The sequence below is a fragment of the Curtobacterium sp. MCBA15_008 genome, from assembly GCF_001865065.1.
Taxonomy (GTDB): domain Bacteria; phylum Actinomycetota; class Actinomycetes; order Actinomycetales; family Microbacteriaceae; genus Curtobacterium.
Genome location: NZ_MJGN01000005.1, coordinates 81,172 through 107,186, shown reverse-complemented (window position 1 = coordinate 107,186; position 26,015 = coordinate 81,172). Strand labels below are relative to the sequence as shown.

The 26,015-nt window shown below is 72.2% G+C and carries 30 protein-coding genes; 20 read left to right on the top strand and 10 right to left on the bottom strand.

Features of this window, described 5'->3' with window-relative positions:
- Positions 1-31 precede the first annotated feature (31 nt).
- The gene (locus tag BIU96_RS02455) at positions 32-493 is read right to left on the bottom strand and encodes a DUF3817 domain-containing protein (protein ID WP_071291081.1); all 462 of its coding nucleotides are present in this window, start codon (positions 491-493) and stop codon (positions 32-34) included.
- 52 nt (positions 494-545) lie between these two features.
- Between BIU96_RS02455 and BIU96_RS02450 the strand changes: the two genes are divergently transcribed.
- The 3 genes from BIU96_RS02450 to BIU96_RS02440 all read left to right on the top strand — a co-directional run bounded on the left by BIU96_RS02450 (position 546) and on the right by BIU96_RS02440 (position 3,489).
- On the top strand, positions 546-1,322 hold the full coding sequence (locus BIU96_RS02450; protein WP_254785908.1) for a ThuA domain-containing protein: 777 nt from the start codon (positions 546-548) through the stop codon (positions 1,320-1,322).
- Positions 1,319-2,449, top strand: a complete 1,131-nt coding sequence (locus BIU96_RS02445; RefSeq protein WP_071291017.1) for a PP2C family protein-serine/threonine phosphatase — start codon at positions 1,319-1,321, stop codon at positions 2,447-2,449. Before BIU96_RS02450 ends, BIU96_RS02445 begins: the two co-directional genes overlap by 4 nt.
- 65 nt (positions 2,450-2,514) lie before the next feature.
- Positions 2,515-3,489: a helix-turn-helix domain-containing protein gene (locus BIU96_RS02440; protein ID WP_139199713.1), complete on the top strand. Its 975-nt coding sequence runs from the start codon at positions 2,515-2,517 to the stop codon at positions 3,487-3,489.
- Here the strand turns inward: BIU96_RS02440 and BIU96_RS19290 are convergent.
- The gene (locus BIU96_RS19290) at positions 3,464-3,889 is read right to left on the bottom strand and encodes a disulfide bond formation protein B (protein ID WP_071291015.1); all 426 of its coding nucleotides are present in this window, start codon (positions 3,887-3,889) and stop codon (positions 3,464-3,466) included. The two genes, BIU96_RS02440 and BIU96_RS19290, sit on opposite strands and share 26 nt — an antisense overlap.
- Before the next feature lie 67 nt (positions 3,890-3,956).
- On the opposite strand from BIU96_RS19290, the gene BIU96_RS02430 reads away from it, so the two are divergent.
- From BIU96_RS02430 to BIU96_RS02395, 8 genes are all read left to right on the top strand, one after another.
- Positions 3,957-4,619, top strand: coding sequence for a ScbR family autoregulator-binding transcription factor (locus BIU96_RS02430; protein ID WP_071291014.1), 663 nt, complete (start codon positions 3,957-3,959; stop codon positions 4,617-4,619).
- Between the two features lie 141 nt (positions 4,620-4,760).
- Positions 4,761-5,639, top strand: a complete 879-nt coding sequence (locus BIU96_RS02425) for an aminoglycoside phosphotransferase family protein (protein ID WP_071291013.1) — start codon at positions 4,761-4,763, stop codon at positions 5,637-5,639.
- A gap of 60 nt (positions 5,640-5,699) precedes the next feature.
- Positions 5,700-6,311 (top strand): hypothetical protein, encoded by a 612-nt coding sequence (locus tag BIU96_RS02420; RefSeq protein WP_133519219.1) that lies wholly within the window; start codon positions 5,700-5,702, stop codon positions 6,309-6,311.
- A complete protein-coding gene (locus tag BIU96_RS02415; RefSeq protein WP_083402588.1) occupies positions 6,308-7,021 on the top strand; it encodes a DinB family protein in 714 nt (237 codons plus the stop codon). The genes BIU96_RS02420 and BIU96_RS02415 overlap by 4 nt, the downstream gene beginning before the upstream one ends.
- Before the next feature lie 207 nt (positions 7,022-7,228).
- Positions 7,229-7,876 carry an ABC transporter permease gene (locus BIU96_RS02410; RefSeq protein ID WP_071291011.1) on the top strand — a complete coding sequence of 216 codons (648 nt, stop codon included), beginning with the start codon at positions 7,229-7,231 and terminating at the stop codon, positions 7,874-7,876.
- The gene (locus BIU96_RS02405; protein ID WP_071291010.1) at positions 7,863-9,131 is read left to right on the top strand and encodes an ABC transporter ATP-binding protein; all 1,269 of its coding nucleotides are present in this window, start codon (positions 7,863-7,865) and stop codon (positions 9,129-9,131) included. The genes BIU96_RS02410 and BIU96_RS02405 overlap by 14 nt, the downstream gene beginning before the upstream one ends.
- A complete protein-coding gene (locus BIU96_RS02400) occupies positions 9,128-9,889 on the top strand; it encodes an ABC transporter permease (protein ID WP_071291009.1) in 762 nt (253 codons plus the stop codon). Before BIU96_RS02405 ends, BIU96_RS02400 begins: the two co-directional genes overlap by 4 nt.
- The gene (locus tag BIU96_RS02395) at positions 9,886-10,929 is read left to right on the top strand and encodes a glycine betaine ABC transporter substrate-binding protein (protein WP_071291008.1); all 1,044 of its coding nucleotides are present in this window, start codon (positions 9,886-9,888) and stop codon (positions 10,927-10,929) included. The genes BIU96_RS02400 and BIU96_RS02395 overlap by 4 nt, the downstream gene beginning before the upstream one ends.
- Here BIU96_RS02395 and BIU96_RS02390 read toward each other — a convergent pair.
- Positions 10,916-11,545, bottom strand: coding sequence for a TetR/AcrR family transcriptional regulator (locus BIU96_RS02390; RefSeq protein WP_071291007.1), 630 nt, complete (start codon positions 11,543-11,545; stop codon positions 10,916-10,918). The two genes, BIU96_RS02395 and BIU96_RS02390, sit on opposite strands and share 14 nt — an antisense overlap.
- Positions 11,546-11,626: 81 nt before the next feature.
- On the opposite strand from BIU96_RS02390, the gene BIU96_RS02385 reads away from it, so the two are divergent.
- The 3 genes from BIU96_RS02385 (at position 11,627) to BIU96_RS02375 (ending at position 14,344) form a co-directional block, all read left to right on the top strand.
- Positions 11,627-12,451, top strand: coding sequence for an ABC transporter ATP-binding protein (locus tag BIU96_RS02385; protein WP_083402587.1), 825 nt, complete (start codon positions 11,627-11,629; stop codon positions 12,449-12,451).
- Positions 12,448-13,725, top strand: a complete 1,278-nt coding sequence (locus BIU96_RS02380) for an ABC transporter permease (RefSeq protein ID WP_071291006.1) — start codon at positions 12,448-12,450, stop codon at positions 13,723-13,725. The genes BIU96_RS02385 and BIU96_RS02380 overlap by 4 nt, the downstream gene beginning before the upstream one ends.
- Positions 13,726-13,816: 91 nt before the next feature.
- Positions 13,817-14,344, top strand: a complete 528-nt coding sequence (locus BIU96_RS02375) for a GNAT family N-acetyltransferase (protein WP_071291005.1) — start codon at positions 13,817-13,819, stop codon at positions 14,342-14,344.
- Between the two features lie 152 nt (positions 14,345-14,496).
- Here BIU96_RS02375 and BIU96_RS02370 read toward each other — a convergent pair whose 3' ends face one another.
- Positions 14,497-14,772 (bottom strand): hypothetical protein, encoded by a 276-nt coding sequence (locus tag BIU96_RS02370; RefSeq protein ID WP_071291004.1) that lies wholly within the window; start codon positions 14,770-14,772, stop codon positions 14,497-14,499.
- Between the two features lie 103 nt (positions 14,773-14,875).
- Between BIU96_RS02370 and BIU96_RS02365 the strand changes: the two genes are divergently transcribed.
- The 4 genes from BIU96_RS02365 to BIU96_RS02350 all read left to right on the top strand — a co-directional run bounded on the left by BIU96_RS02365 (position 14,876) and on the right by BIU96_RS02350 (position 18,286).
- A complete protein-coding gene (locus tag BIU96_RS02365; RefSeq protein ID WP_071291003.1) occupies positions 14,876-15,550 on the top strand; it encodes a hypothetical protein in 675 nt (224 codons plus the stop codon).
- 524 nt (positions 15,551-16,074) lie between these two features.
- Positions 16,075-16,353, top strand: coding sequence for a hypothetical protein (locus BIU96_RS19285; protein ID WP_139199709.1), 279 nt, complete (start codon positions 16,075-16,077; stop codon positions 16,351-16,353).
- Positions 16,354-16,393: 40 nt separating this feature from the next.
- Entirely contained in the window at positions 16,394-17,839 is a 1,446-nt protein-coding gene (locus BIU96_RS02355; protein ID WP_071291002.1) for an NAD(P)/FAD-dependent oxidoreductase, read from the top strand.
- Between the two features lie 3 nt (positions 17,840-17,842).
- Positions 17,843-18,286 carry an SRPBCC domain-containing protein gene (locus tag BIU96_RS02350; protein ID WP_071291001.1) on the top strand — a complete coding sequence of 148 codons (444 nt, stop codon included), beginning with the start codon at positions 17,843-17,845 and terminating at the stop codon, positions 18,284-18,286.
- Between the two features lie 74 nt (positions 18,287-18,360).
- Here the strand turns inward: BIU96_RS02350 and BIU96_RS02345 are convergent, their stop codons facing one another.
- Positions 18,361-19,179: a shikimate 5-dehydrogenase gene (locus tag BIU96_RS02345; protein WP_071291000.1), complete on the bottom strand. Its 819-nt coding sequence runs from the start codon at positions 19,177-19,179 to the stop codon at positions 18,361-18,363.
- A 136-nt stretch (positions 19,180-19,315) separates the two neighbouring features.
- Between BIU96_RS02345 and BIU96_RS02340 the strand changes: the two genes are divergently transcribed.
- Both BIU96_RS02340 and BIU96_RS02335 read left to right on the top strand, forming a co-directional pair.
- Positions 19,316-19,507, top strand: a complete 192-nt coding sequence (locus BIU96_RS02340; protein ID WP_071290999.1) for a PspC domain-containing protein — start codon at positions 19,316-19,318, stop codon at positions 19,505-19,507.
- A gap of 54 nt (positions 19,508-19,561) precedes the next feature.
- On the top strand, positions 19,562-20,959 hold the full coding sequence (locus BIU96_RS02335) for an L-serine ammonia-lyase (RefSeq protein WP_071291078.1): 1,398 nt from the start codon (positions 19,562-19,564) through the stop codon (positions 20,957-20,959).
- Positions 20,960-21,032: 73 nt separating this feature from the next.
- On the opposite strand, the gene BIU96_RS02330 is transcribed toward BIU96_RS02335, so the two are convergent.
- From BIU96_RS02330 to BIU96_RS02310, 5 genes are read right to left on the bottom strand one after another with little or no spacing between them, the layout of a single operon-like run.
- A complete protein-coding gene (locus tag BIU96_RS02330) occupies positions 21,033-21,869 on the bottom strand; it encodes a class II fructose-bisphosphate aldolase (RefSeq protein ID WP_071290998.1) in 837 nt (278 codons plus the stop codon).
- A complete protein-coding gene (locus tag BIU96_RS02325; protein WP_071290997.1) occupies positions 21,866-22,840 on the bottom strand; it encodes a 1-phosphofructokinase family hexose kinase in 975 nt (324 codons plus the stop codon). The genes BIU96_RS02330 and BIU96_RS02325 overlap by 4 nt, the downstream gene beginning before the upstream one ends.
- Positions 22,837-24,003 carry an N-acetylglucosamine-6-phosphate deacetylase gene (gene nagA, locus BIU96_RS02320; RefSeq protein ID WP_071290996.1) on the bottom strand — a complete coding sequence of 389 codons (1,167 nt, stop codon included), beginning with the start codon at positions 24,001-24,003 and terminating at the stop codon, positions 22,837-22,839. The genes BIU96_RS02325 and nagA overlap by 4 nt, the downstream gene beginning before the upstream one ends.
- The gene (locus BIU96_RS02315) at positions 24,000-25,019 is read right to left on the bottom strand and encodes an ROK family protein (protein WP_217642226.1); all 1,020 of its coding nucleotides are present in this window, start codon (positions 25,017-25,019) and stop codon (positions 24,000-24,002) included. The genes nagA and BIU96_RS02315 overlap by 4 nt, the downstream gene beginning before the upstream one ends.
- The gene (locus BIU96_RS02310; RefSeq protein ID WP_071290995.1) at positions 25,019-25,897 is read right to left on the bottom strand and encodes an SIS domain-containing protein; all 879 of its coding nucleotides are present in this window, start codon (positions 25,895-25,897) and stop codon (positions 25,019-25,021) included. Before BIU96_RS02310 ends, BIU96_RS02315 begins: the two co-directional genes overlap by 1 nt.
- Between the last annotated feature and the right edge of the window lie 118 nt (positions 25,898-26,015).

Sequence of the window (26,015 nt, the reverse complement as noted above, 5' to 3'; positions counted from 1 at the left end):
ACCGCGCCTCCCGTCCGTCTTTGCGTCCGTCTCAGGCGCGGGACGGCACGGGCGGACCGATCACGAGCAACGCGCCGAAGACGAGGGCGACGGCCACGACGCCGATCCCGGCGGACACCGCCGGCCGGCGCACCACGAAGAAGAGCAGCCGGTCCCAGAAGCCCGTCCGGGCACCGATGTCGGGCGAGCGGCGCCACGGCCCGTCGAGCATCCCGCGCCGTGCCACCGCGACCTCGAACGGCACCGTCGCGTAGGGCACGACGGCACTCGCCCAGCCGAGCACGAGCGCGCCGGCCGACCACCGCTGGTTCACCGCGACCACGGTCGTCACCACCAGGTACGCCAGGAACACGAACCCGTGCACGCCGCCGCCGATCCGGACGCCCCAGTCCCCGGCGCCGACCCCGTACTTCAGGACCATCCCCGCGATGAGCAGGGTCCAGGTCACGAGTTCGGCGATCGCTGCGGCGCGGAACAGGGAGCGTGGCGTCATGACGTTCATGGTGACGGACCGCTCCGGGGAAACACCCGGTAGCGTCGAGTGCATGTCGACGCCGACCGAGAACCGTCCCCTGAACATCGTCGTCTGGAACGAGAACGTGCACGAGACCCGCGGTGACGCGACGGTCGTCGGGCACTACCCCGACGGCATGCACACCGTGATCGCCGCCGCACTCCGCGAGCTCCAGCCCACCGACGACGTCTCCACCGCCACGCTGCAGGAGCCCGAGCACGGCCTCACCGCCGAACGCCTCGCCGCCACCGACGTCCTGTTCTGGTGGGGCCACGCCGCCCACGACGAGGTCTCCGACGAGGTCGTCACGCGCGTCGTGGACGCCGTGCACGCCGGGATGGGCCTCGTGGTGCTCCACTCGGGGCACTACTCGAAGCCGTTCAAGCGCCTGATGGGCACCACGTGCTCGCTGAAGTGGCGGAACGACGGGGAGCGCGAACTCGTCTGGACCGTCGCCCCGGAGCACCCCATCGCCGCCGGTGTGCCGCACCCGATCGTCATCGAGCGCCAGGAGATGTACGGCGAGTACTTCGACATCCCGCGCCCCGACGAAGAGGTGTTCCTGTCGACGTTCGCCGGCGGTGAGGTGTTCCGCTCCGGCGTCGCCTACCGTCGCGGGCTCGGCCGGGTCTTCTACTTCTCGCCCGGCGACCAGGAGTACCCCGTGTACCACCACCCCGACATCCAGCGGGTGCTGTCGAACGCTGCGCAGTGGGCCGCGCCGGTGTCCGAGCGGCGCGAGTTGACCGCCGACCCCCACCCGCGGGATTGGTTCCTCGGCGACGGGGCGAGTAGACAGGACACGTGACACAGCTCGACCCCGCAGCGCACCGCTCGGCCGTCGTCGAGGCGCTCGGCGTCCTCGGCAGCGGACCCGAGGAACGCTTCGACCGCATCACCCGGATGACCCAGGAGGCGTTCGGCGTCCCGCTGACCTTCCTCAACCTCGTGCACGACGGCCTGGTGACGGCGCAGTCGACGCAGGGCTGGCGGCAGGGCGGCAGCGCGCCGGCCGAGCAGGTGTTCTGCTCGACCACGGTGCTCGACGACGAGCCGATGGTGGTGCCGGACGCGACGCTCGACCCCCGCTTCGCGAACCTCGCCGCGGTCACCGAGCAGGGCATCCGGTTCTACGCGGGGGCACCCCTGTCGATGCTCGACGGCACGCGGGTCGGCACGCTCTGCATCATGGACGCGCAGCCGCGGACCCTGTCGGCGGCGGACCTCGACCTGCTCCGTGACCTGGCCCGTTGGGCGGAGCGCGAGCTCGGCCACTCGATCGAGGACGACCGCGTCCGACGGGTCGTCGACGGTCTGGTCCCCGAGCCGGTCTCGGTGCCCGGCCACGACCTCCACGTCCTGTCGCTGCCGAGTGCCGACGCCGGCGACGTCGCCGACTGGCGGGTCGCCCGCGACGGGCGACTCCACCTCACCGTCGGCGCGATCCCGTCGGCTGGCAGTGCCTCGGCGCTCCTCGCCGCGTCGGTGCGGGCAGCGGTCATCGCCCGGACCGACGTCCCGATGGAGGACGCCTTCCCGGGCCTGGAGGCGCAGGTCGCCGCCGACCTGTCGGTCGCGGACTCCGTGGGGTCGCTCTTCCACCTGCGGCTCGACCCGACGACGGGTCAGGTCGAGTACGGGGACGCCGGTCACGGTCTCGCCGCCCTGGTGCGGGCGGACGGCAGCACCGTGGCGCTGCGGTCGAACGACCTGCCGGTCGGCCTCCAGCCCGCGACGACCCCGCGGACCCCGGGCTCCCTGCAGCTCGCGTCCGGTGACCGCATCGTGCTGTGCACCGACGGCGTGCTCGCGGGCACCGGCGACCTCGACGCGCTCGTGGACCTCGCCCGGACGACCGCCGACGGCGCCGAGCTCGTCGAGCACGTCCGCCGGACCGCGACGCACGGCACGCTCCTCGTCCTCACCCGTCACTGACCGGCTTGTCCACAGCGGTGGGAGCCTGACCCGCGGGAGTCCTCCCGGTCCGGCACGATCGTGGCGTGCAAGCACACGATGTGTACCGGACGATGGTCGACCTCGTCGGGCTCGCGGCACGGTTCGACGGCGCGGTCCCGGCTGACGCGCACTCCGACTGGACCCTCGCGGTGCCGTGCGAGGCAGACCGGTTCGTCTGGGTGTCGACGAAGGCCCGACCGCTCCGGATCGGTTCCGGATCCGTCGTCGAGTACCTGGAGCCGGGTGACGCCGCGCTCATCAGGTCCGACGGTGAGGTCACCATCCAGACGGGCCCCGACGGCTCGGGACCACCGAGGGTCGACGAGTCGTTCGTGGAACTCCTGCGGGAGACGGGGCTCCTCGGGGCGTCCGACGATCCCGACTCCTTCGCGGACTCCGGGGTGTTCTACGGCACTGCTGCGTTCGGAGCCCTCGAACCCGAAGTGCTGGCGCTGCCCTCGGCGCTCAACTCGAGCCAGTGGACACCGACGACGATGGTCGTCCGCGAAGCGCATCAGCTCCTCGACGACCTCGCTGCGGGGCACCGGGCGGGTCCCCAGCGAGACGCTCTCGCCCGGGTGGTCGTCACGGCACTCGTCGACGGGTGGACACCACCCGCCCTCCGTGACGGGAGCCTCAGTCGTGCGCTCGAGCGGATCGTCCATGCCGAACAGCCGGTGCCGGTCGGGGAACTGGCCCGGATCACGAACGTGACGGACCGCACGCTCTTGCGGCGCTTCCGGGCTGCCACCGGCCGGACGCCCGACGGGTTCCAGCGGTGGTGGCGGTCGCTGCCGGTCCGCCGCGCGTTGCTCGACGGTGAGGACGAGTGCGCCGTTGCCCGCGCGTCCGGGTACAGCTCGGTCCGTGCGATGCGTCGGTCACTCGAGCGCGTCGCGAGGGCGGATCCGTTCGCGCGGATGTCGGATCCGGACCACGAACCCCGGCATTCGCGGTCCGGATCCGACATCCCGGAAACGGGATGCCGGTCTGCTAGCGGCGGGTGGGCTTCGTGGTGAGGGTGACGACGAGCAGGGTGGCGAGCAAGCCGACACCGGCCAGCTCGACGCCGAGGCCGAGGAGCTGCCAGTAGGCGCTCCCGACGACCTGCGGCTGGGTGATCGACTCCGGCCACCACGGGTCGATGAGCGGGAACGACCCCGGGAACGGGTCGAGTCCGAACACCGCGAGGCCACCGAGCAGCAGCACGACGCCGAGTCCGGCCATCGCGCCGCGCGAGCGTCGGAGCATGTGCGCGACGAGGGCCGCGGCGATGCCGGCGAGCCCGACGACGGCGACGAGGAACGCCAGCACGACGATCGTCTGCGGTGCCAGCGCCACCCAGTCGAGGACGGCGATCGGCAGCAGCAGCCACCGCCCCGTCCGGGCCCAGCGCGCGGGGTTCCGCCATCCGTCCATGCCCGGAACCGTACGACAGTCCGCCGGTGAGGATCCGGTGATCGGCCGCGGGTACGCTTGTCAGATCATGGCGCAGGACGGTCGGACGCGGCAGCAGCGGGCGGTCGCCACGCGCGCCGCGATCATCGAGGCTGCGGCGGGCGAGTTCGACGATCGCGGGTACACCGGGACCTCGATGGACGCCGTGGCCGAGCGCGCCGGGCTGACGAAGGGTGCGCTGTACTTCCACTTCACGTCGAAGGCCGACCTGGCGGGTGCCGTCATCGCCCGGCAGCACGAGGTCTCCCGGCAGTACGGCGAAGCGGCGGCGGCACGGGGCTCGACGCCGCTCGAGGTGCTCATGTGGATGTCGCAGGGCCTGGCGTCGCAGATGGTCCACGAGGTCGTGGTGAGCGCCGGCATCCGGCTCTCGACCGAGCCCGCCACGGCTGACGTCGCGCGCCAGGACCCGTACACGGACTGGATCGCCGTCGTCACGGGCCTCGTGCGACAGGCGGTCGACGCCGGCGAGGTCGACCCCGCCTGGGAGCCGGACCTCGTCGGACGCGTGGTGATCCCCGCGTACACGGGCGTGCAGACCGTGTCGGACGTCCTCGCCGACCGTGCTGACCTGTACGACCGGCTGCGGGAGCTGTGGACCGTGCTCCTCGCCGCGATCGTCACGGAGCGGATGCGGCCGGAGATCCCCCGACTCGTGGCCGTCATCGCACCGCTGCCGACGGGGAACTGACACGACGCGGGAACCGACGCGACGCGGGTCCCCCCAGGGACACCCACGTCACCGTTCCCTGTGAGGATACCAAGAGCGTCGCGAGCACTCCGGCCCCCGTTCACGGGTGCCGTCGGCGGTGGCCGGGGCTAGCCTGTGCCGATGGCCACTCCCGTTGCCGAGGTCGACGTCGACGTCCCGCTCGTGCGCGCGCTGCTCCGCGACCAGCACCCCGACCTCGCCGAGCTGCCGCTCGAGGTCGCCGCCGCCGGCTGGGACAACGTCATCGTGCGCCTCGGCGACCTGCTGGCGGTGCGGCTCCCCCGACGCGAAGCGGCCGCGACGCTCATCGAGCACGAGCAGCGCTGGCTGCCGGAGATCGCGCAGCGGGTGGCGGCGATCGTCCCCGTCCCCGACCCGGTGCGGATCGGCCGACCGGCTCTCGGCTACCCGTGGTCCTGGAGCGTCGTCCGCTGGCTGCCCGGCACGCCGGTCGGTGTGGGCACCGGCGGGGTGCACGTCGCGGAGGCGCTCGCCGCGTTCGTCGGCCTGCTGCACGTCCCCGCTCCCGAGGACGCCCCGGTCAACCCGGTCCGCGCCGTCCCGCTCGCGACGCGGAGCGACGCCGTCGTGACGCGACTCGACGCCGAGGAAGTGCCCCGGGCCCGCGAACTGGCTGCGGTCTGGCGGGCGGCGGCCGCCCTGCCCGCGTACGCCGGGCCTCCCGTCTGGGTGCACGGCGACCTGCACCCGTTCAACGTGCTGGTCGAGGAGGCACCGTCGGGCGGGACCCGCCTGGCGGCGGTCGTCGACTTCGGCGACCTGACGGCGGGGGACCCGGCCGTCGACCTCGCGACGGCCTGGCTGACGCTCGACCGGGAGGCGCGGCGCGCCTTCCGAGCACACGTCGCCGCCGACGACGACACCTGGGAGCGCGCGCGGGGCTGGGCCGTCTCCATCGCGTCGGCCCTGTCCCTGTCCGACGACCGCACGTTCCGTGCGGCTGCGCGCCGGGCGATCGACGCAGTGCTGGACGGCTGAGTCCGGGCGGGGCTATCGTGACCGCACCAATCCGTGCACGTGAAGATCGGAGGGGCCGTCATGACCCTCGAGTTCCGCGTCCAGCACGACGTCGCCACCGACGCCGCTCCACTCCCGTCCGTTCCCACCCGCACCGGCTTCCGAGGGCTCCTCGACCGACTGACCGCCCGGCGCGAGGCAGCCCGCGTCCGCCGGGTCGAGGCCCGTCTGCAGGAGCTCAGCGACCTCGAACGCCTGCTCTCCGGTGCCCGCAGCGTCATCGAGCGGGGGTGGATCCAGCACGCGTGGTTCGCGTACGTCGACGAGCACGGTCGGATGCGGAAGGCGTCGAGTGCCGCCGCGATGGACGTGCAGGGCCGACCCCTCGTCGCCGCGTGCCTGGTCGGCTCGGTGGTCTCCGCCGCCGGCGGGCCGCACGCCGTGCACTCGCAGGAGGTCCAGCGCGCGCTCGACCTGGTGTGGCACGCGCTCGCGGTCGAGGAGGGACAGCCGGTGCTGTGGTGCCCCGCGCCGGACATCCGGATGGGCCGTGTCCGCGACCTGACGAGCTGGAACGACTCCCCCGCGCGGAACTCGGGCGAGGTCGCCGGGCTGCTCCTCACCGCCGAACGCGTCGCCGTGCACGAGGCGGAGCGCGTCCGCGAGCGAGCGGTGGCACGATCGAGGGCATGAGCAGCGCCGACCCGGTCCCCGAGGTCCACCCAGCACCCGCACCCGCCCCGTCGGGTGGAGCGACGTCGATCGCCGCGGTCGGCGGGTCGCTGCTGTCCGACGAGGGGTCGGTGCCGCGGACCGACGACGCGCTCGTCAAGCAGACGCTGCACCGCTACCTGCAGAAGACCCGGGCAGCGCTGCTCGGCAAGCTGGACGGACTCGCGGAACGGCAGGCCCGCTGGCCGGTGACGCCCACCGGCACGAACGTGGCCGGGCTCGTGAAGCACGTCGCGGGCGTGCAGGCCGGGTACTTCGGCGAGGTGTTCGGGCGGCCGCTGCCGGACGCGCCCGCCTGGCTCGACTCCGACGGCGACGAGGACATGTACGTGACGGCCGACGAGACCCTGGACGACGTCGTCGCGTTCCACCACCGCAGCGCCGCGCACGCCGACGCCACGATCGAGGCGCTCGACCTGGACGCCCGCGGGGTGGTGTCCTGGTGGCCAGAGGGGCACCGCGACGTGACGCTGCACCGCGTCCTCGTGCACATGGCGTACGAGACCGCACGGCACGCCGGGCACGCCGACATCGTGCGCGAGATGCTCGACGGCCTCGCCGGTGACGGGGACGGCAACCTGGCCGAGCGATCACCCGAGCAGTGGGTCGAGTGGCGCGAACACCTCGTCGAGCTCGCCGAGCAGTCGGGCCTCCGCGGCCTCGGGGCGTAGCCGAACACTCCTCGGGATCGTTACCGTTCTCCCAGGGGCGGCCCCGTACCTGCCGCCTGACCTGGGGTTCCGGTCTGACCGAACGCGCAGGAAGCCGCCCGGATCGTCGTGGTGCGTTGTACAACGACCACGCGTGATGCGTACGTTTGAGCCCACTTGTGCCCCGGTCCGTGGGCACTTCGGCCGACCGGAGAGGGGCGCTTCCGCGTGTTCCAGTACATCGGGGAGCGGTGGGACCAGATCTGGTTCGCGTCGTGGCAGCACTTCTCACTGGTGGTCCAGTGCACGGTGCTCGCGACGGTCATCGCGGTGGTGCTCGCCACACTCGTCTACCGCAGTCCACGGCTGACCTCGGTCGCCAACGGGGTGTCCGCCATCGGCCTGACGTTGCCGTCGTTCGCGGTCATCGGTCTGCTCATCGTCCCGCTCGGCTTCGGTGTGCTGCCGTCCGTCGTGACGGTCGTCTTCTTCGCCGCCCTGCCGATCCTCCGGAACGCGGTCGTCGGCCTCGCCGAGATCCCGGCGACCGTGGTCGAGTCCGCCCGCGGCATCGGCATGAGCCGGTTCCGGACCCTGCTGCAGATCGAGCTGCCGATGGCGTGGCCGATCATCCTCAGCGGCGTCCGGGTGTCGGCCCAGATGGTGATGGGCATCGCCGCCATCGCCGCGTACGCCCTCGGCCCCGGACTCGGCGGCTTCATCTTCTCCGGGCTGTCGCGCCTCGGCGGTGCCAACGCCCTCTCCTCCGTCGTGGTCGGGGTGGTCGGCGTCGTCCTGATCGCCTTCGTCCTCGACCTGCTCCTCATCGGCCTCGGCCGCCTGACCATCTCGAGAGGTATCCGTGTCCAGCACTGACTCCGCCACCACCACCGCTCCCGACGGGGACGTCACCGGCCGCAGCATCCTGCTCGACGAGGTCACCAAGCGGTACCCCGGCCAGTCGAAGCCCGCCGTCGACGGCATCACGCTCGAGATCCCGGCCGGCCAGATCGTCATGCTCGTCGGCCCCTCCGGCTGCGGCAAGACGACGACGCTCAAGATGATCAACCGACTCATCGAGCCGACCGAGGGCCGCATCGTCGTCGGCGACGACGAAGTCACCGGCATCGACGCCGACGAGCTCCGTCGGCGCATGGGGTACGTCATCCAGGCCGGCGGGCTGTTCCCGCACATGACGGTCGCGGCGAACATCGCGATCGTCCCGAAGATGCTCGGCTGGTCGAAGGACAAGATCGCGGCGCGCGTCGACGAGCTCCTCGACCTGGTGTCCCTCGACCCCGACACCTACCGCGACCGCTACCCCCGGGAACTCTCCGGCGGCCAGCAGCAGCGCGTCGGCGTGGCCCGGGCGCTCGCCGCGGACCCGCCCGTCCTGCTCATGGACGAGCCGTTCGGCGCCGTCGACCCGATCACCCGGCAGCGCCTGCAGGACGAGCTCCTGCGCATCCAGGAAGAACTGCACAAGACGATCGTCATCGTCAGCCACGACTTCGACGAGGCCGTGAAGCTCGGCGACTGGATCGTCATCTTCACCGAGGGCGCGCACATCGTGCAGTACGACACCCCGGAGCGGATCCTGGCCGAGCCGGCGAACGAGTTCGTCGAGAACTTCATCGGCTCCGGCGCCGGCCTCAAGCAGCTCACGCTGAACCGGGTCCGCGACGTCGAGGTCGCCTCCGCGGTCACGTGCTCCCCCGGTGAGGAGGCGAAGGCCGTCCTGCAGCGCATGAACGAGGCCGGTGGCCACCAGCACGCCGTGGTCGTCGACGCTCGCCAGCGTCCGATCGGCTGGCCGTCGCGTCGGCAGCTCGAGCGTCTCGACCGCATCCCGGACGGCACCGAGCCGGACCTGCCCGTCGTCGGCGAGGGCGCGACCCTCAACGACGCGCTCGACACGATGCTCGTCTCGAGCGCCGGCGCCGCCCTGGTGACCGGTCGCCGTGACGCGTTCCGCGGCGTGATCACCGTCGAGACGGTCATGGAGGCGATCACCCGCTCCCGTGCGGCCGCCTCGGACGACCAGGCCTACACGCCCGTCGGGACGAACACGAACCCGATCGAGACGATGCCGTCCTCGCCGGCGTCGATGCCCACCGGGGAGGAACTGTGAGCGCAGTCGCCGCCGGCCCCGCCACCGGGGCCAGCACCTCGTGGAAGGGGCTGCTGTTCCAGCCGATCGCCATCCTCGTGGTGCTCGCCGGCTTCGTGGTCTGGCTCACGACCGCCGACCTCACCGCCACCGAGCGCGGCACGCTGAACCCGTCGACGATCCTGGAGCTCACCGGCCAGCACCTGCTGCTGACGGCGGAGTCCACGGTCCTCGTCCTCGTCATCGGGATCCCGCTCGGGATCCTGCTCACCCGCGGACCGCTGCGCCGGATCAGCCCGGCGGTCATCGCCGTCGCGAACTTCGGGCAGGCCGCCCCGGCCGTGGGGCTCATCGTCCTGCTCGCCGCGTGGCTCGGACTGAACCCCTGGTCGGCGGTCGTCGCCCTCGTGCTCTACGCCATCCTGCCGGTGCTCCGGAACACGATGATCGGCGTGCAGAGCGTCGACGCCCGTCTCGTCGAAGCCGGCCGGGGCATGGGCATGAGCGCGTTCAGCGTGCTCCTCAAGGTCGAGCTGCCGCTGGCCGTCCCGGTCATGCTCTCCGGCATCCGGACCGCCCTGGTCCTGCTCGTCGGCACCGCCAGCCTGGCGACCTTCGTCGGCGCCGGTGGCCTCGGGCTCCTCATCACGACGGGGGTGACCCTGTTCCTGACGAAGGTCCTGGTCTCCGGGGCGCTCCTGGTGGCCCTGCTCGCCCTGTCCATCGACTGGCTCGGCCGTGTGGTCGAGACGGTTGCACGACCGAAGGGACTCCGATGACGCACGACGACCTGCGCGACGCACGCCGCGCCTCCCGTCCGTCCGCCCGTCGCCGCCTGGCGACCGCCGCAGCCGTGGCGGGGGCGAGCGCCCTCGTGCTGACCGGCTGCGGGCTGCAGCCCGCGACCTCGTTCGTGCCGGCGGCCGGCCCCGGCTCGATCGAGCGCATCGACGACCTGCCGGACGGCGCCCACATCACCGTCACGTCGAAGAACTTCACCGAGCAGCTCGTCCTCGGCAAGATCGCGGTGCTCGCCGCGAAGGCCGCCGGGTTCGACGTCACCGACGAGACCAACGTGCCCGGTAGCGTCGCGGTGCGTGAGCTCATGACGTCGCACGGTGCGGACTTCACGTACGAGTACACCGGGACGGCCTGGCTGACCTTCATGGGCCACGCCCAGGGGATCCCGGACAAGACCGAGCAGTGGCAGGCGGTCAAGAAGGAGGATGCCGGCAACGGGCTGACGTGGCTCGAGCCGGCGCCGATGAACAACACGTACGCCTTCGCCGTCCGCGACGAGGCCGTGTCGGAGCTCGGCGACGTGAAGACCCTCTCGGACATCACCAAGCTGCCCGTCAGCGAGCGGACGTTCTGCGTCGAGTCGGAGTTCAACTCCCGCGCCGACGGGTTCAAGCCGATGCTCAAGAAGTACGGGCTCGAGCTCGGCGGCTCCGGCGACAACGGCATCCCGACGAGCAACGTCAGCATCCTCGACACCGGCACCGTGTACACGGCGACGGACCGGGGCAAGTGCAACTTCGGCGAGGTGTTCACGACGGACGGCCGCATCAAATCGCTCGGGCTCACCGTGCTCGAGGACGACAAGGGCTTCTTCCCGGCGTACAACGTCGCACCCGTGCTCGACTCGGCGACCCTGAAGGAGTACCCGCAGCTGAAGGGGATCTACGACCAGATCTCGCCGAAGCTCACCGACGAGGTGCTGCAGGAGCTGAACCGCCAGGTGGACGTCGAAGGGCGCGAGCCGGCGGACGTGGCCTTCGACTGGATGGTCAAGGAGGGCTTCATCACCCGCGGCTGATGCGGGCGGCGGTGTCGCGGATCATCGCGACCACCCGCTCCCGCACCGTCTCCGGGTCGGAGCCCTCGTGCCGCGCCGAACTCCGCAGGCCGGTCATGCACATGCCGAGCAGCATCTCGGCCGCCTGCGGGGTCGCCGCGTCCGGTCCCCACGCCGGGTCCCGCTCGAGGACCGTGCGGACGGCACCGGTCATGGCCTCGGCCACGGTCGTCATCCGCGACACCTGCCGCCGCATGAGCTGCGGGAAGCGCACGATCACCGCCTTCCGGGCGAGCCGTTCGTCCTCGTCGCCGAAGGACTCCCCGAACACCAGGAACGCCAGATCGACGACCGCCTGGGCCGCGGGCTCGCCCGCCACGGTCTCGAGGTGGGCCTCGAGCGTCTCCGGCCGGAGGTCGAGCTCGGTGTGCCCGAGGACGGCGTCCTCCTTGCTCTCGAAGTAGTTGAAGAACGTCCGCGGCGAGACGTCCGCACGCGCGGCGATCTGCTCGATCGTGGTGTGGTCGATGTCCTGCTCGAGTGCGAGTGAGCGGGCGGACTCGGCGATGCGCTGTCGGGTCTCGATGCGCTTGCGGTCGCGGAGGCCCAGTTCGGAGGCGGGCGCGGTGTCGGGCATGAGGCTGACTGTAACCCGAACATCCCGGCGCTTACAGCAGATGCAAACTTGCAGTCGTGCACCGGACAGTACGGTGGGCGCATGACCACTCCCGTGCTCGAGGCCCGTGGCCTCGCCAGGACCTACGGCCGCGGCTCCACGCGGTTCGACGCCCTCAAGGGGGTGTCCCTGCAGGTGCACCGGGGCGAGAGCCTCGCCATCGTCGGCAAGTCCGGCTCCGGCAAGTCGACGCTCATGCACCTGCTCGCGCTGCTCGACAAGCCCTCGGCCGGGCAGATCCTGCTCGACGGGACCGACGCGGCGACCCTCAGCGCCCGGCAGGTGAACCGCACGCGGAACAGCACCTTCGGCTTCGTGTTCCAGCAGTTCTTCCTCACGCCGAAGACCTCGGTGCTCGACAACGTCGTGCTGCCGCTGAAGATCGCGGGCGTCACCGGCGCCGAGCGGAAGCGCAGGGGCATGGCGGCGCTCGACGCCCTCGGCCTGGCCGACAAGGCGAAGAACGACGCGAACGACCTGTCCGGCGGGCAGAAGCAGCGTGTGGTCATCGCCCGCGCGCTCGTCGGCGAGCCGAGCGTCATCTTCGCCGACGAGCCGACCGGCAACCTCGACACGAACACCGGTGAGGTGGTCGAGGACATGCTCTTCGGGCTGCAGCGGGAGCGCGGGATCACGCTCGTCGTCGTCACCCACGACGAGGAGCTCGCCGAACGGTGCGACCGACGCGTGAACGTGCGCGACGGACTCATCGTCGAGACGTCCGGCGCCGGCGCACCTGGCGCGCCCGGCGCCGGCGCACCTGGCGCGCCCGGCGTCGGCGCTGGCGCACCCGGCGTCGGCGCACCTGGCGCGCCCGGCCCGTCCGAGTCGGCGGCGTCGGCCTCGCACGGAAGGCACTCCGCATGAACTTCCTCGACCTCCTGAAGACCGCGGTGTCGAACACCTTCCGGTCGAAGCTCCGCACCACGCTCACCGTCATCGCCATCTTCATCGGTGCCTTCACCATCACGCTGACCTCGGCGATCGGCACCGGCGTCAGCAACTACATCGACACCCAGGTCGCCTCCATCGGTGACACCGGCTCCCTGACGATCACGAAGACCGTCGAGGCCTCCACCGACAGCGGCCCCGCGAAGTACGACCCGGACGAGTCCAGCCAGAGCGTCAACCGCGGTCCGGCGTCCTTCGCCTACCTGTCCCAGTCCGACGTCGACACCATCAAGTCGGTCTCGGGCATCAAGGCCGTCCGTCCCGCTGTGGCGCTCAGCACCAAGTGGGTCGAGCACGGCAGCGACGGCAAGTACGTCGTCGACGTCGCCGCGAACGCCGGCGAGCTCGACGCCGACCTGGCCGCCGGCAAGCAGCTCGACGACTCGTCATCCGCCGGCAACCAGGTGCTCCTGCCGACGAACTACCTGAAGAACCTCGGTCTCGGCAGCGCGAAGGCCGCGGTCGGGCAGGAGCTCACGCTGGCCGTCGACGACTACCAGGGCAAGGAGCACACCCTCACCGCCACGGTCGTGGGCGTGCAGAACGAGTCGCTGTTCGGTGGCGGGGCCGGGGCGAACGCCGCCCTCACCGACGCGATGCAGGCGGCGCAGGAGACCGGCAAGCCCGCGTCGATCGCGACCTCGTACGCCAGCGCCACCGCGACGCTCGACTCCGGCGCGGACGCGTCCGCCGTCAAGAGCGCGCTGTCGAAGGACGGCTACACGGGCCAGACCATCCAGGACCAGCTCGGGCAGTTCCAGACGGTCATCAGCGGCATCGTCGGCGTCCTCAACGCCTTCGCCGTCATCGCACTCGTCGCCGCCGGCTTCGGCATCATCAACACCCTGCTGATGAGCGTGCAGGAGCGCACCCGCGAGATCGGGCTCATGAAGGCCATGGGCATGGGCGGGGGCAAGGTCTACACGCTGTTCTCGCTCGAGGCCGTGTTCATCGGGTTCCTCGGCAGCGCGATCGGTGCCGGGGTGGCGATCCTGCTCGGCACGGGGATCTCGAACGTCCTCGCCGGCAGCGTCCTCAAGGACCTGCCGGGCCTGCAGATCATGCAGTTCGCCCCGTCGTCGGTGATCACGATCATCCTCGTCGTGATGTTCATCGCGTTCCTCGCCGGCACGCTCCCCGCTCGACGGGCGGCCCGGCAGAACCCGATCGAGGCACTGCGCTACGAGTAGCGGAGCGCGCCAGCCGCGCTGCTGATCCCGATCACGCGAACGCCCCCGTCCACGCCGGACGGGGGCGTCGTCGTGTGCCTAGGGTCGGAGCGTGGCGGCATTCGGGCGGGACCTCGGGGACGGGTACACGCTGACGCTGCGGGACCTGTCGACCGTCCAGTCCCTGCACGAGCTGGTGCTCGCGAACCTCGACCGTCTCCGTGCCGCCGAACCGTGGGCGTGGCAGCCGCAGACCCTCGACACCGCCGTCCTGCACACCGAGCACCTGCTCGGTCAGTACGCGATGGACCGCGCGCTCCCCTGCGTCATCCGGTTGGACGACCGCATCGTCGGGGCCGCCTCGCTCGCCTTCGACCCCTACCTCGGGCAGGCATCGCTCGGCTACTGGGTGGATGCGGGCCTGGAGGGACGGGGTGCCGTCCGCCGCGCCGCCACCGTCCTCGTCGGGGTCGCCCGGGCACGCGGGTCGGCGCGGGTCGAGATCCGGACGGCGGTCGACAACGAGCGGAGTCGCGGCCTGGCCGTGCGGCTCGGCTTCACCGAGGAGGGCACCCTGCGGAGCGCGCTGCCCCTCGGGACGGAGCGGGTCGACGTGGCCGTGTACGGGCTGGTGTTCTGAGCGCGCATCCGCCCTGCACGTCGGACGGTGGGTGCGTCCGGCACGTCGGGCAGCGGGTGCGTCCGGCATCGCACCCCCGCGCGGACGTCGCGCCCGCGGGCGGCGGGGCGCGATGTGCGCGGAGGGGTGCGACCCGCGTCACGACCGCGGCGTCAGGAGCCCTGCGTCGCGGCCTGCCACACGGCGAACGCCCCGCCGACGACCAGCAGCACGATGAGCAGCACCCACACCGCGAGCGCGATGAGGTTGAGGAAGATCCCCCAGCCCGCACGCCCCCGGGCGAACGGCTCCCGGCTCCGCGAGGCGATGCCGAGGCAGAGCCCGACGACGGGGGCGACGAACGTCCAGCCGGCGAGCAGCGAGCAGATCCCGAGGACGAGACTCGCCGTGCCGAGTCCGGTGCGGGGCGATTCCGAGTACGTGGCCATGCACCCGACGCTACGGACCCCGCCGAGGCGAGTCGTCCCTCCAGGGCCTGATCCGGGTCCACCTGCGGACGGAGGGTCACCGGACGCCGGTATCGTCGATGTCATGGCCCTGTTCGGACGACGCAACAAGCACGACGTGCGCGACCGGCCCATCAGCCAGGTCGAGTTGAAGCGCGCCGTCGACGAGGGGTTCCTCATCGCGAAGGCCGCCGTCACCATCGCCGTGGCGAACCGGATCATCACGAACGCCCTGCGTGACCAGGGGTACTTCGACCACGCCGTCATCGCCGAGGCCGCGCGCGAAGAGCTGCACCGGATGGCGGACGAGGAGCGCGGCGACGCCGAGCGCATGCGCGACATCCGGTCGAAGTCGAGCAAGCAGAAGGGCCGCTCGCGGCACCAGCACGACTACCGGCGCGGTGACGACCTCAAGCTCCGCACGCGCGAGGCGACGTACGAGAAGCTCGCCGAGATGCTCGACAAGCGCCGGTCGGACCAGGGGTTCGTCGACGGCATCGTCCTGGCGGCCCGGGCTCGGGCGTGGGACGACATCGGGACCACCGTTGTCGGGCGCCTCGGCTGGGCTCAGCGGCCGGCCGACGACTACGAGGTCGGGCGCGACGACCGTCTGCAGCAGATGCTCGACGAGGACTTCGCGACCCTGCTGGCCGAACACCCCGTCGGGTCGGAGACGCCCGCGGACGCCGACGAGCCGGACGCCGCGGACGCGGGCGACGACGGGACGGACCCGGCCGACCCGGACTCGACACGCGCCTGACCCCTGGTACTTGATACTTCACGCTTGCCTGGATAGGGTGAACAGGTAACGCCCCAGGACAATTCGGCACCGCCGGACTCCTGGGGCAATTGCTTTCCCAGGGGTGTTCGTGATCGATCCGGCAACCCTCGGCGCGCTTCCCACGCTCGTCTCGGCGCCACGCTTCGAACCATACCGGCGTCGGTACCGCGGCCGTTCCGACCTGGCCGCACGCCTGTACGCATGGAACATCGAGCTCACGACGGCGTTCTGGGGCCCGGTCGGCTGTCTCGAGATCTTCGTCCGCAACGCGGGTCCACGATGCCCTCCGCCGCGGTCGTCGGGACGACTGGTGGAACGACCCGGGCGTCCGCCTCCTCGACCGTGAACGCCGCGCGCTGGACGACACGGTCCGGACGCTGCAGCGCCGTGGCGAGGCTGATCCGGCGCCGGACCGGGTCGTCGCGGCGACGAGTTTCGGACTCTGGGTCGGACTGACCGATGCCGGACGGCCCCGCGACCCGCTGTGGAGCTACGAGACCACCTTGTGGCAGCCACGGATCGTCCACGCCTTCCCCGGTCTCGCCGGGGTCCGCCGCAAGCAACTCCACCGGCGGCTGGACGACGTCCGCCGTTTCCGGAACCGGCTCGCGCACCACGAACCGATCCACACGGCGCCACTCGAGCAGATCCGTGACGACATCATCGCGATCGCCGGGTTCGTCGCGCCGGACGCTGCCGCACTGATCGATGGGGCGCACCGGATCGACGCGGTGCTCGCCAGGAAGCAATCGGCCGTCGAGACCGGTGCGTCCGTCATCTGACCGAGACCACGCGCAGTCGGGGAACCCTAGGCTCGGAGGCATGGTGGATGCGGTGGTCGTCGGAGCCGGACCGAACGGGCTGGCGGCCGCGGTGACCCTCGCGCGCGCTGGACTGTCCGTCGAGGTCGTCGAGCGGAACGACACGATCGGCGGCGGTGCACGGACGTCTCCGCTGACCCTGCCCGGCTTCCTGCACGACGTCTGCTCCGCCGTGCACCCGATGGCGCTGCAGTCCGAGTTCTTCCGGCTGTTCCGACTGGAGGACCGGATCGAGCTCCGGCTCCCCGAGGTGCAGTACGGCCACCCGCTCGACGGCGGACGTGCTGGTATCGCGTACCAGGACCTCGACCGCACCGCCGACGAGCTCGGTGTCGACGGACGGGCCTTCCGCCAGCTCATGCGACCCCTGTCGGGCAACGCCGACCAGGTCGCCGACTTCGCCACCGACGCCCTGCTCCACGTGCCGCGGCACCCGCTGAGCGTCCTGCGCTTCGGGCTGCGGGCACTCGAGCAGGGCACGAGCGCCTGGAACCTGCGCTTCCGCGACGAGGTCGCGCCGGCGATGGTGTCCGGAGTCGCGGCGCACTCGATCCAGCACCTGCCCTCGCTGGCGACCGCGGCTGCCGCCCTCTCGCTCGGCGCCTACGCCCACGCGCGGGGCTGGCCGGTGCCGATCGGCGGGAGCCAGGCGATCGTCGACGCGCTCGCCGCGGACCTGGTCGCGCACGGCGGCCGGATCGAGACCGGGCGCGAGGTGCACTCGCTCGCCGACCTCACCCCGGCGAAGGCCGTGCTGTTCGACACGAGCGTCCCCGGGATGCTCCGGATCGCCGGCAAGCAGATCCCGACGCCCCGACGCGGAGCGCTCCGCCGCTTCCGGTTCGGCAACGCGGCGTCGAAGGTCGACTTCGCCCTGTCCGACCCGGTGCCGTGGACGAACGAGGCGCTCCGGAAGGCCGGCACGGTGCACATCGGCGGGACGCGCGCGGAGATCGCTGCCGCCGAGGGTGCCGTCGCCCGCGGCCAGCACGCCGAGTGGCCGTACGTGCTCGGTTCCGAGCCCACCGTGGTCGACCCGAGCCGTGCCCCGAGGGGCAAGCACGTCTTCTGGGCGTACGCGCACGTCCCCGCGGGGTCGGACGTCGACCAGACCGAAGCGGTCACGCGGCAGATCGAGCGCTTCGCGCCGGGGTTCCGCGACACGATCCTGCAGTCCAGCAGCCGGACCGCCGTGCAGATGGCCGAGTACAACCCGAACTACGTCGGCGGGGACATCGCGGCGGGTGCCGCCAGCTTCTGGCAGCTCGTCAAGCGGCCACTGCTGTCATCCGATCCGTGGCGGATGGGCGGCGGCATGTACCTGTGCTCCGAGGCGTCCGCGCCCGGCCCGGGCGTGCACGGGATGGCCGGCTGGCACGCCGCGCGGAGCGCGCTCCGCCACACGTTCGGACTTCCCGGAGACGTCCAACTCGCACCGGAGGAGTGACCCATGGCGAAGAACGTCCGCATCCTGCACACCACACCCGAGGCCGTCTTCGACGTGCTCGGCGACGGCTGGCTCTACACGACCTGGGTCGTGGGGGCCTCACGGATGCGGAAGGAAGAGGCCGGCTGGCCGCAGGTGGGCACCCACCTGCACCACTCGTTCGGGTCGTGGCCGTTCGTGATCGACGACGTCACGACCTCACTGGTGTGGGACCCGCCGCACCGCATGGTGATCCAGCCGAAGGGCTGGCCGATCGGCGAGGCCCGCGTCACGCTGACGGTCGAGCCGCACGCTCGTGGCTGCAAGGTCACGATCGTCGAGAACGCGGTGGCGGGACCGGGCGCCCACGTGCCGAACGTGATCATGCAGCCGATGATCTGGATCCGGAACCGCGAGACGCTGCGGCGACTCGGCTGGGTCGCGGCGGGTCGCGCCGAGAACGGATGACGAGTCGGACTGGAGGCGCGGCGCGGGCCCGCCCCGCGCCTCCAGTCCGTCACCCGGTCACGTCCGCGACGCCGTCACTCGGCCCGGCTGAACTCGCTCGCCCGTCGGACCTGGTCCTCGGTCAGGGCGACGCCCGTGTACCGCTCGAACTGACGCGCTGCCTGCAGCGCGATCACCTCGGCGCCCGTGATGACCCGCTTGCCCATCGTGCGACCGGCGCGGACGAGCGGTGTCTCGGAGGGGAACGCCACGACGTCGAACACCGTCTCGGCCGCTTCGATCCGTTCTTCCTCGAAGGCCAGCACGTCCTGCTGATCGCCGCGCATGCCGAGCGGCGTGACGTTCACGACGACGTCCGCCGAGGACGCGTCCCGCTCGTCGGCGACCCACTCGTACCCGTACTGGCGCGCCAGCGCGGGCCCGGTGTCAGCGTTGCGAGCGACGATGGTGAGCTCGTCGAAGCCCGCACCCCGGAAGGCCGCGGTGACGGCCTTCGCCATCCCGCCGGATCCGCGTAGCAGGACGCTGGCCGACGGGTCGACCGCGTGCGAGGCGAGCAGCGCCGCGACGGCTTCGTAGTCGGTGTTCGAGGCCGTCAGCACGCCGTCGTCGTTCACCACGGTGTTGATCGACTCGATCGCGGCCGCTGATTCCTCGACCACGTCGACCAGGGGGATGATCGCCTCCTTGAAGGGCATCGACACCGAGCAGCCGCGGATCCCGAGGGCGCGGATGCCGGTCACGGCGCCCGGCAGATCGGTCGTCGTGAACGCCTTGTAGGCGAAGTTCAGGCCGAGTTCGTCGTAGAGGAAGTTGTGGAACCGGGTGCCGATGTTGCTCGGCCGAGCGGCGAGTGAGATGCAGACCTGCATGTCCTTGTTGAGGATGGGCATGCCTCCAGTCTCCCACTGACATGCCGATGGAGCGGTCCACCTTGACGAGGTGGGGACAAAGGTGGGGTTGTCCCCACCTCGGTTCAGGGTGTCCCCCGGATGTGGTCGGGGTCGGCTGGTCCGTACCGTCGACGTCATGAGCACACTCACTCGCCCGCGCCAGGGTCGACTCCTCGCCGGGGTCTGCGCCGGCATCGCCGACCGCTTCGGCTGGTCCCGCACCTTCGTCCGCATCGCCTGGGTCATCCTGAGCTTCTTCCCCGGCCCGCTCTGGATCGCCTACGTCGTCCTCTGGATCCTCATGCCGAACCAGGGCTCGCGGCGCTGATCCCGTGCCGGGGCCGCTGACCGCTCCCCCGTCCGGACGGGTTAGTGTGGCGTGGTGCCGGTCTCCGTATTCGATCTGTTCAGCATCGGGATCGGTCCGTCGAGTTCCCACACCGTCGGGCCGATGCGCGCCGGTGCAGGCTTCGCCGCGCAGCTGGTCGACGCCCCCGTGGCGTCGGTCGCCGTCCACCTCTACGGCTCCCTGGCGTCGACCGGACAAGGGCACGGCACCCTCGGGGCCGTCGTCGCCGGTCTGATGGGCGCCGATCCGGAGACCGTCGACCCCGACGCGATGACCGCTGCGCTCGCCGAACTCGAGGGGACCGGGGTGCTCCGGCTCGCCGGCGGCGCCACGGTGCCGTTCCGGCTGGCGGACATCGTCCTGCACCCCCTCACGATGCTCCCCCGGCACCCGAACGCGATGCGGCTGCGCGCCGACGACGCCTCCGGAGCGACCCTCGCCGAGGAGACGTACTACTCGATCGGCGGCGGCTTCATCACGAGCGACCGCGGGTCCGACGTGGCCGAAGACCGCGCGGGCGACGTGGCCGAGGCTGCGATCCCCGTCGACGACGCCGTGCCGTACCCGTTCTCGAGCGGCGCCGAGCTGCTCGCCGCGTGCTCGGCATCCGGGCTGCCGGTGAGCGGTGTGGCCCTGGCGAACGAGACCGCCACGCGCAGCAGCGACGCGGTCCGTGACGGGCTGCTCCGCATCCACGACGTCATGGAGTCGTGCGTCGACCGGAGCGTCGAGCGCTCCGGCACGCTGCCCGGCGGCTTGACCGTCCGCCGTCGCGCGGCGAACTGGCACGACCAGCTCACCCGCGACGACCCCGAGCACGACCCGCTCTTCGCGATGGAGTGGGTGAACCTGATCGCCATGGCCGTCAACGAGGAGAACGCCACGGGCGGCCGTGTCGTCACCGCACCGACGAACGGTGCGGCTGGGATCATCCCCGCCGTCCTGTACTACGCGCTCACCTACGTGCCGACCGTGACCCCTGCGAACCGTGACGACACCGTCGTGCGGTTCCTCCTCACCGCCGGCGCGATCGGCTCCATCTACAAGGAACGGGCATCGATCTCCGGCGCCGAGGTCGGCTGCCAGGGCGAGGTCGGCTCCGCGGCGTCGATGGCGGCCGCCGGGCTCGCCGAGGTCCTCGGTGGGACGCCCGAGCAGGTCGAGAACGCGGCGGAGATCGCCATGGAGCACAACCTCGGGCTGACCTGTGACCCGATCGGCGGTCTCGTGCAGATCCCGTGCATCGAGCGGAACGCGATCGCGGCGAACAAGGCGATCAACGCCGCCCGGATGGCACTCCGGGGCGACGGCGTGCACCACGTGTCGCTCGACCAGGTCGTCGAGACGATGCGCCAGACCGGGGCCGACATGTCGACGAAGTACAAGGAGACCGCGATGGGCGGTCTGGCGGTGAACGTCCCGCTCTGCTGACGGCCGCCGCTGACGGCCACGGCTGACGGCCGCCGGGCATCAACCCGGCAGCAGCGTCAGCCGAGCAGCAGCGTCAGCCGTGCAGCAGCGTCAGCAGGCGCGCGGTCTCGGTCGCGATCGCGTCGCGGCCGGCCGCCACGTACTTGCGCGGGTCCACGAGGTCGGGTCGCTCGTCGAGCACCTCGCGCAGTGCCCGGGTGAACAGGCCGTTCAGGTGGGTCGAGATGTTGATCTTGGCCATGCCGGCGCGGACGGCCCCGCGGAGTTCGTCGTCGGAGAGCCCCGACGAGCCGTGCAGGACCAGGGGGACCGGCACGGCGGTACGGAGCTGTTCCACGAGCGACCGGTCGACCGAGGCCTCGCGTGTCTGCATGGCGTGCGAGGTCCCCACCGCGACGGCGAGGGCGTCGACACCGGTGTCGGCGACGAACGCGGCCGCGTCGACCGGGTCCGTGCGCACTCCCGGAGCGTGCACCCCGTCCTTGCCGCCGACCTCGCCGAGTTCAGCCTCGATCGCGATGCCCGCCGCGTGGCAGGCCGCGGCGAGCTCGCGCGTGGCGGCGACGTTCGCCGCGAAGTCGAGGTGGGAGCCGTCGTACATGATCGAGTCGACGCCGAGGTCGATGCCAGCGAGCACGAGGGCGCGGTCCTCGACGTGGTCGAGGTGCACCAGGACCTCGACGTCCGCCGATCGTGCGATGGCCTGCGTCGCGGTCGTGATCGGCGCGAGACCACCGTGGTAGCGGACGCAGTTCTCGCTGATCTGCAGGATGACCGGCAGGCCGGCGAGCTCGGCGCCGGCGACGATCGCCTCGGCGTGCTCGAGCAGGACGACGTTGAACGCGCCGACGCCGCGGTGGTCGGTGCGGGCGGCGTCGAGCAGCCCGGTGAGGGCGAGGTCGGTGATCATGCGGTGCTCCTGGTTCGGGCGTCCGGGGACGCGGGTTCGGCGCGCTGGGTGGAGGACTGGAGGAAGCGTCGGACGGCGGCGGCGTCGACCTCGCCCGCGACGGGCCGGAGGACGGCCGCCGCACCGTAGGCGGCGGCGGAACGGAGGGTTGCTTCGTCGACGACGGGAGTCGAACGGGCCGTCTGCGCCTGGACCATCGCCATCACGAGGCCCGCCGTCGCCGCGTCGCCCGCGCCGGTCGGGTTGCCCGTCACGCCGGCGACGGCAGGGACCTCGAGGACGGCCGCGCGGGTGTGTGCGGCGATCCCGTCGGAGCCACGTGAGACCACGACGACGCCGGCACCGCGGTCGAGGAGCCGGAGCGCCCCGGCCCGTTCGTCGTCGGTGCCGGTGGCCTCGAGCAGTTCCGACCGGTTCGGCTTGCAGATGGTCGCTCCGGCGTCGGCGGCGGCGAGGAGCGCCCCGCCCGAGCAGTCGACGATGCTCGGCACACCGTGGCGGCGAGCGGCCCTCACCCAGGCGGCGACCACGGCGGGGTCGGCCCCGTTCGGCAGGGAGCCCGACACGACGAGGGCCGCGCAGTCCGGACCGGCGAGCAGCCGGTCGACCACGGCGGTCACGGCGTCCCACTCGTCGACCGCGACGACCGGGCCGGGCTCGCCGTACATGGTCGGGTGCGCGAGGTCGTCGACGACGGTGACGGTGGTGCGCGTCTCCTCCGCCACCGCGACGTCGCTGTGCGAGAGGCCGAGGCCGTCGAGCGCATCGGCGACCCAGCGGCCGGGCGCGCCGCCGAGCGGCAGGACGGCGTGCGTCGCGAGCCCGGCACCCGCCAGCACGCGACCGACGTTGAGGCCCTTGCCACCGGGGCGGCGGGCGACGTCGAGCACGCGTCGTGTCTCGCCGATGCGCTGCTCGGCGACCCGGTAGGTGACGTCGACCGCGGGGTTCGGGGTCACGACGAGGATCACGGCGTTGCCTCCTGTGATGTGGATCGGTGCGCGGACGCGGGCACTGCCCGCGCCGCGCCGATCGGGACGGTCGGGGCGGTCGTGCGGCCGTCGTGGTCGACCACGACGAAGTCGGCGGGCGCGCCCACGCTGAGCGGTACCGGTCGGCCCAACAGCCGTGCGGGGCGGACCGCTGCGGCCGCGACGACCTCGGCGACCGGCACACCGGCGGTCAGCAGTCGGCGGACGGCGTCGGCGACCGTGATCGTGCTGCCCGCGAGGGATGATCCGTCCGCCAGGCGGGCGACTCCCCCACGGACCGAGACGGCGGACCCGGCGATCGTGTGGTCACCGTCGCCGCACCCGGTGGCGGACATGGCGTCGGAGACGAGCACGAGGCGGCCGGGAGCGGCCGCACGCACCACGTCGACCGCGGTCGGGTCGAGGTGGTGCCCGTCGACGATGCACTCGAGCAGGAGCCGCTCGTCGGTCAGTGCGACGCCGACGGGGCCCGGAGCACGGTGGTGCAGCGGCGGCATGCCGTTGAAGAGGTGGGTGACGAGCGTCGCACCGGCGTCCACCGCCCGTCGAGCCTGGTCGGCGGTCGCGTCGGTGTGGCCGATCGCCACGACGACGCCCGCGGCCACCAGTCGGGTGATGGTGTCGAGGGCTCCGGGGAGTTCCGGCGCGAGGGTGACGACGCGGAGGGCGCCGTCCGCCGCTGCCAGGTAGGCGTCGACCTCTGCCGGGGTGGGGTGGTGCAGCAGGTCGGGGCGGTGGGCGCCCCGACGTGCGGGCGCGAGCCAGGGGCCCTCGAGGTGGAGCCCGGCGAGCGTGCCGTCGGCGACCAGGGGGCGCAACCGGTCGAGGGCGTCGACGGTGTCCTGGACCGGCCCGGTGGCGATGGAGGCTATCAGTGCCGTGGTGCCCCGCGAGCGGTGGTGTGCGGCGGCGGCCCGGGCGTCGTCCGCCGAGCAGCTGGCGAAGTCGTGTCCGAGGGCACCGTGGGCGTGGAGGTCGACGATCCCCGGCACGATCGTCCCCTCGACACTCGTCGTGGTCTCGGTCGTGGGCGCCGCGCCGGAGCCGGTCGCGCTGACGAGGCCGTCGTCGACGAGCAACCAGCCGTCGTGCAGATCGGCGTCGGCGGTGACGATGCGTGGCGCGCGGACGAGGGCGGTCACACCGACACCTCGTGCCGCGAGCTGTCGGACGCGAGACCGGCCCGTCGTGCGAGCAGTGCGGCGCCGATCGCACCCGCCGCGTCACCGTGGCGGGCCGGGACGATCGCCGGGGTCCGGAGGCCGGCCGTGCGCTCGGCGACGGCGGACGTCAGCGGGTCGAACAGGAGCGCGCCTGACTCCGCGAGTCCCCCGCCGACGATGATCGTGTGGCACCCGGCGACCGCCGTGGTCCACACGAGCGCATCCGCGAGCACGTCGACGCACTCGTCCCAGACGCGGGTCGCGGCAGGGTCGCCCGACCGCACCCGGAGCATCGCCTCGTGTGCGGACGCAGAGCCGGAGCGGCGTGCGACTCCCCCGGCCGATGCGATCTCCTCGACCCGGAGTCCGGCGTGCGGCCCGGAGGTGATGCGGACCTGACCGATCTCCCCCGCCCATCCGTCGCCCGGCACGACGGCACCGTCGACGACGAGAGCACTGGCGAGGCCGGTGCCCACCGGGACGAACGCGACGGATCCCCGGCGCAGGGCGGCGCCGGCACCGGCACCGGCACCGGCGGGGGCGTTCGCACCCGTCACCGCTGCTCCCTGGGTGGTCTCCGCCAGGGCACCGGCCCGGACGTCGTGCCCGAACGCGACGGGAACGCGTAGGCCGCGCCGTGCGAGTTCATCGCGCACGGCATCGCGGACCGGTACGTCGCGCCACCCGAGGTTCACGGCCAGCACCACCCGTCCGGTCGACTCGTCGACGACCCCGGGTGTCACCAGCCCCACCGCGTCGAGGGGTCCGTGCGCGAGCGCCGTCTCGGCCAGGTCGGCCACGACGCCCGCGAGCCGCGTGGCGTCGTGGTCGTCGCGCGGCGTCGGCAGCCGGGTCTCGCCGAGGACGGTTCCGTCGGCATCGGTCCTCCGGGCCTTGATGCCCGTGCCGCCGACGTCGACGCCGAGCACCGCGCCCGCGGCGGACGGCGGCATCGCGCCTGCGGCGGACGGCGGCATCGCGCCTGCCGCGGACATCAGGTGAGGATGACCGAACGGGTCAGCGAGCGGGGGTTGTCGGGGTCGAGCCCGCGCCCCTCGGCCAGGGCGACGGCGAAGCGGTGCACGACGACGAGCCCGGCGATCGGGTCGAGGTCGTGCTGCACGAACCGTGCGCCCGTCGCAGCGACCTCGTCGGCGAGGCCCTCCGGAGCGGCGCCGAGTGACCAGACGAGGCGTCCGGGCTGGGCGATCGCGATCGGGCCGTGCCGGTAGTCCATCGCCGGGTACGACTCGGCCCAGAACTGTGCCGCTTCGCGGGTCTTGAGCGCCGCTTCGAACGTCAGGCCCACCGCCGGACCGCGTCCGACGAAGCTGACCTGTTCGGCGTCGAGCAGGTCGTCGATCGGCAGCGCGAGGGCGACCTCGGCCTGGGTGGCGAGTGCGTCGACGTCGTCGCCGATCGATGCCCGCAGCAGTGCGAGCGTCGTGGTGGCGAACCGGGTCTGCACGACGGAACGCTCGTCGGCGAAGGGCAGGGCGATGACGTCGTCGGCGACCGCAGCGGCCGGGCTGTCGGCGACGGCGGTGATGAGCACCGTCCGCTGCCCGGGCAGGGCCTGCAGCAGGTCGACGATCTCGGTCGTGGTGCCGGAGCGGCTGATGGTGACCACGCGGTCGTACTCGCGGGTGGGCGGGTACTCCGAGCCGGCGAAGGCGTCGGTCACGCCGAGGCCGGCCTGCTCGCGGGCGACGGCGTAGCTCATCGCGATGAACCAGCTCGTGCCGCAGCCGACGACCGCCACGCGTTCACCGGCCTGGGGGAGTGCATCCGCGAAGTCCGGCAGGAGCGCCGCTGCTGCGCGCCAGGTCTCGGGCTGCGAGGCCAGTTCGGCGCTCACGAAGGTGTCGGTCATAGGTGCCTTCCGTCCGGGTCGATCTCGGTGATCGATGATCAGGAAGCGTAGCGAGCGATCGTGCGCAACGGAAGGGCAAAACGTCATTACCGATCACGGCGTGCGCACGGCGACGCCA

What these genes read in the sequence shown, in the direction of transcription:
- BIU96_RS02330 (WP_071290998.1), bottom strand. Translation starts at nt 21,869, where the DNA reads ATGATCACCGACCTCGCCCTCACCGGGCTGCTCGACGCCGCCCGCACC.
- BIU96_RS02365 (WP_071291003.1), top strand. Translation starts at nt 14,876, where the DNA reads ATGGCCCTGTTCGGACGACGCAACAAGCACGACGTGCGCGACCGGCCC.
- BIU96_RS02420 (WP_133519219.1), top strand. Translation starts at nt 5,700, where the DNA reads ATGACCCTCGAGTTCCGCGTCCAGCACGACGTCGCCACCGACGCCGCT.
- BIU96_RS02455 (WP_071291081.1), bottom strand. Translation starts at nt 493, where the DNA reads ATGACGCCACGCTCCCTGTTCCGCGCCGCAGCGATCGCCGAACTCGTG.
- BIU96_RS02370 (WP_071291004.1), bottom strand. Translation starts at nt 14,772, where the DNA reads ATGGCCACGTACTCGGAATCGCCCCGCACCGGACTCGGCACGGCGAGT.
- BIU96_RS02355 (WP_071291002.1), top strand. Translation starts at nt 16,394, where the DNA reads ATGGTGGATGCGGTGGTCGTCGGAGCCGGACCGAACGGGCTGGCGGCC.
- BIU96_RS02430 (WP_071291014.1), top strand. Translation starts at nt 3,957, where the DNA reads ATGGCGCAGGACGGTCGGACGCGGCAGCAGCGGGCGGTCGCCACGCGC.
- BIU96_RS02380 (WP_071291006.1), top strand. Translation starts at nt 12,448, where the DNA reads ATGAACTTCCTCGACCTCCTGAAGACCGCGGTGTCGAACACCTTCCGG.
- BIU96_RS02310 (WP_071290995.1), bottom strand. Translation starts at nt 25,897, where the DNA reads ATGACCGACACCTTCGTGAGCGCCGAACTGGCCTCGCAGCCCGAGACC.
- BIU96_RS02415 (WP_083402588.1), top strand. Translation starts at nt 6,308, where the DNA reads ATGAGCAGCGCCGACCCGGTCCCCGAGGTCCACCCAGCACCCGCACCC.
- BIU96_RS02390 (WP_071291007.1), bottom strand. Translation starts at nt 11,545, where the DNA reads ATGCCCGACACCGCGCCCGCCTCCGAACTGGGCCTCCGCGACCGCAAG.
- BIU96_RS02385 (WP_083402587.1), top strand. Translation starts at nt 11,627, where the DNA reads ATGACCACTCCCGTGCTCGAGGCCCGTGGCCTCGCCAGGACCTACGGC.
- BIU96_RS02340 (WP_071290999.1), top strand. Translation starts at nt 19,316, where the DNA reads ATGAGCACACTCACTCGCCCGCGCCAGGGTCGACTCCTCGCCGGGGTC.
- BIU96_RS02315 (WP_217642226.1), bottom strand. Translation starts at nt 25,019, where the DNA reads ATGTCCGCGGCAGGCGCGATGCCGCCGTCCGCCGCAGGCGCGATGCCG.
- BIU96_RS02425 (WP_071291013.1), top strand. Translation starts at nt 4,761, where the DNA reads ATGGCCACTCCCGTTGCCGAGGTCGACGTCGACGTCCCGCTCGTGCGC.
- BIU96_RS02450 (WP_254785908.1), top strand. Translation starts at nt 546, where the DNA reads ATGTCGACGCCGACCGAGAACCGTCCCCTGAACATCGTCGTCTGGAAC.
- BIU96_RS02345 (WP_071291000.1), bottom strand. Translation starts at nt 19,179, where the DNA reads ATGCCCATCCTCAACAAGGACATGCAGGTCTGCATCTCACTCGCCGCT.
- BIU96_RS02350 (WP_071291001.1), top strand. Translation starts at nt 17,843, where the DNA reads ATGGCGAAGAACGTCCGCATCCTGCACACCACACCCGAGGCCGTCTTC.
- BIU96_RS19290 (WP_071291015.1), bottom strand. Translation starts at nt 3,889, where the DNA reads ATGGACGGATGGCGGAACCCCGCGCGCTGGGCCCGGACGGGGCGGTGG.
- BIU96_RS02395 (WP_071291008.1), top strand. Translation starts at nt 9,886, where the DNA reads ATGACGCACGACGACCTGCGCGACGCACGCCGCGCCTCCCGTCCGTCC.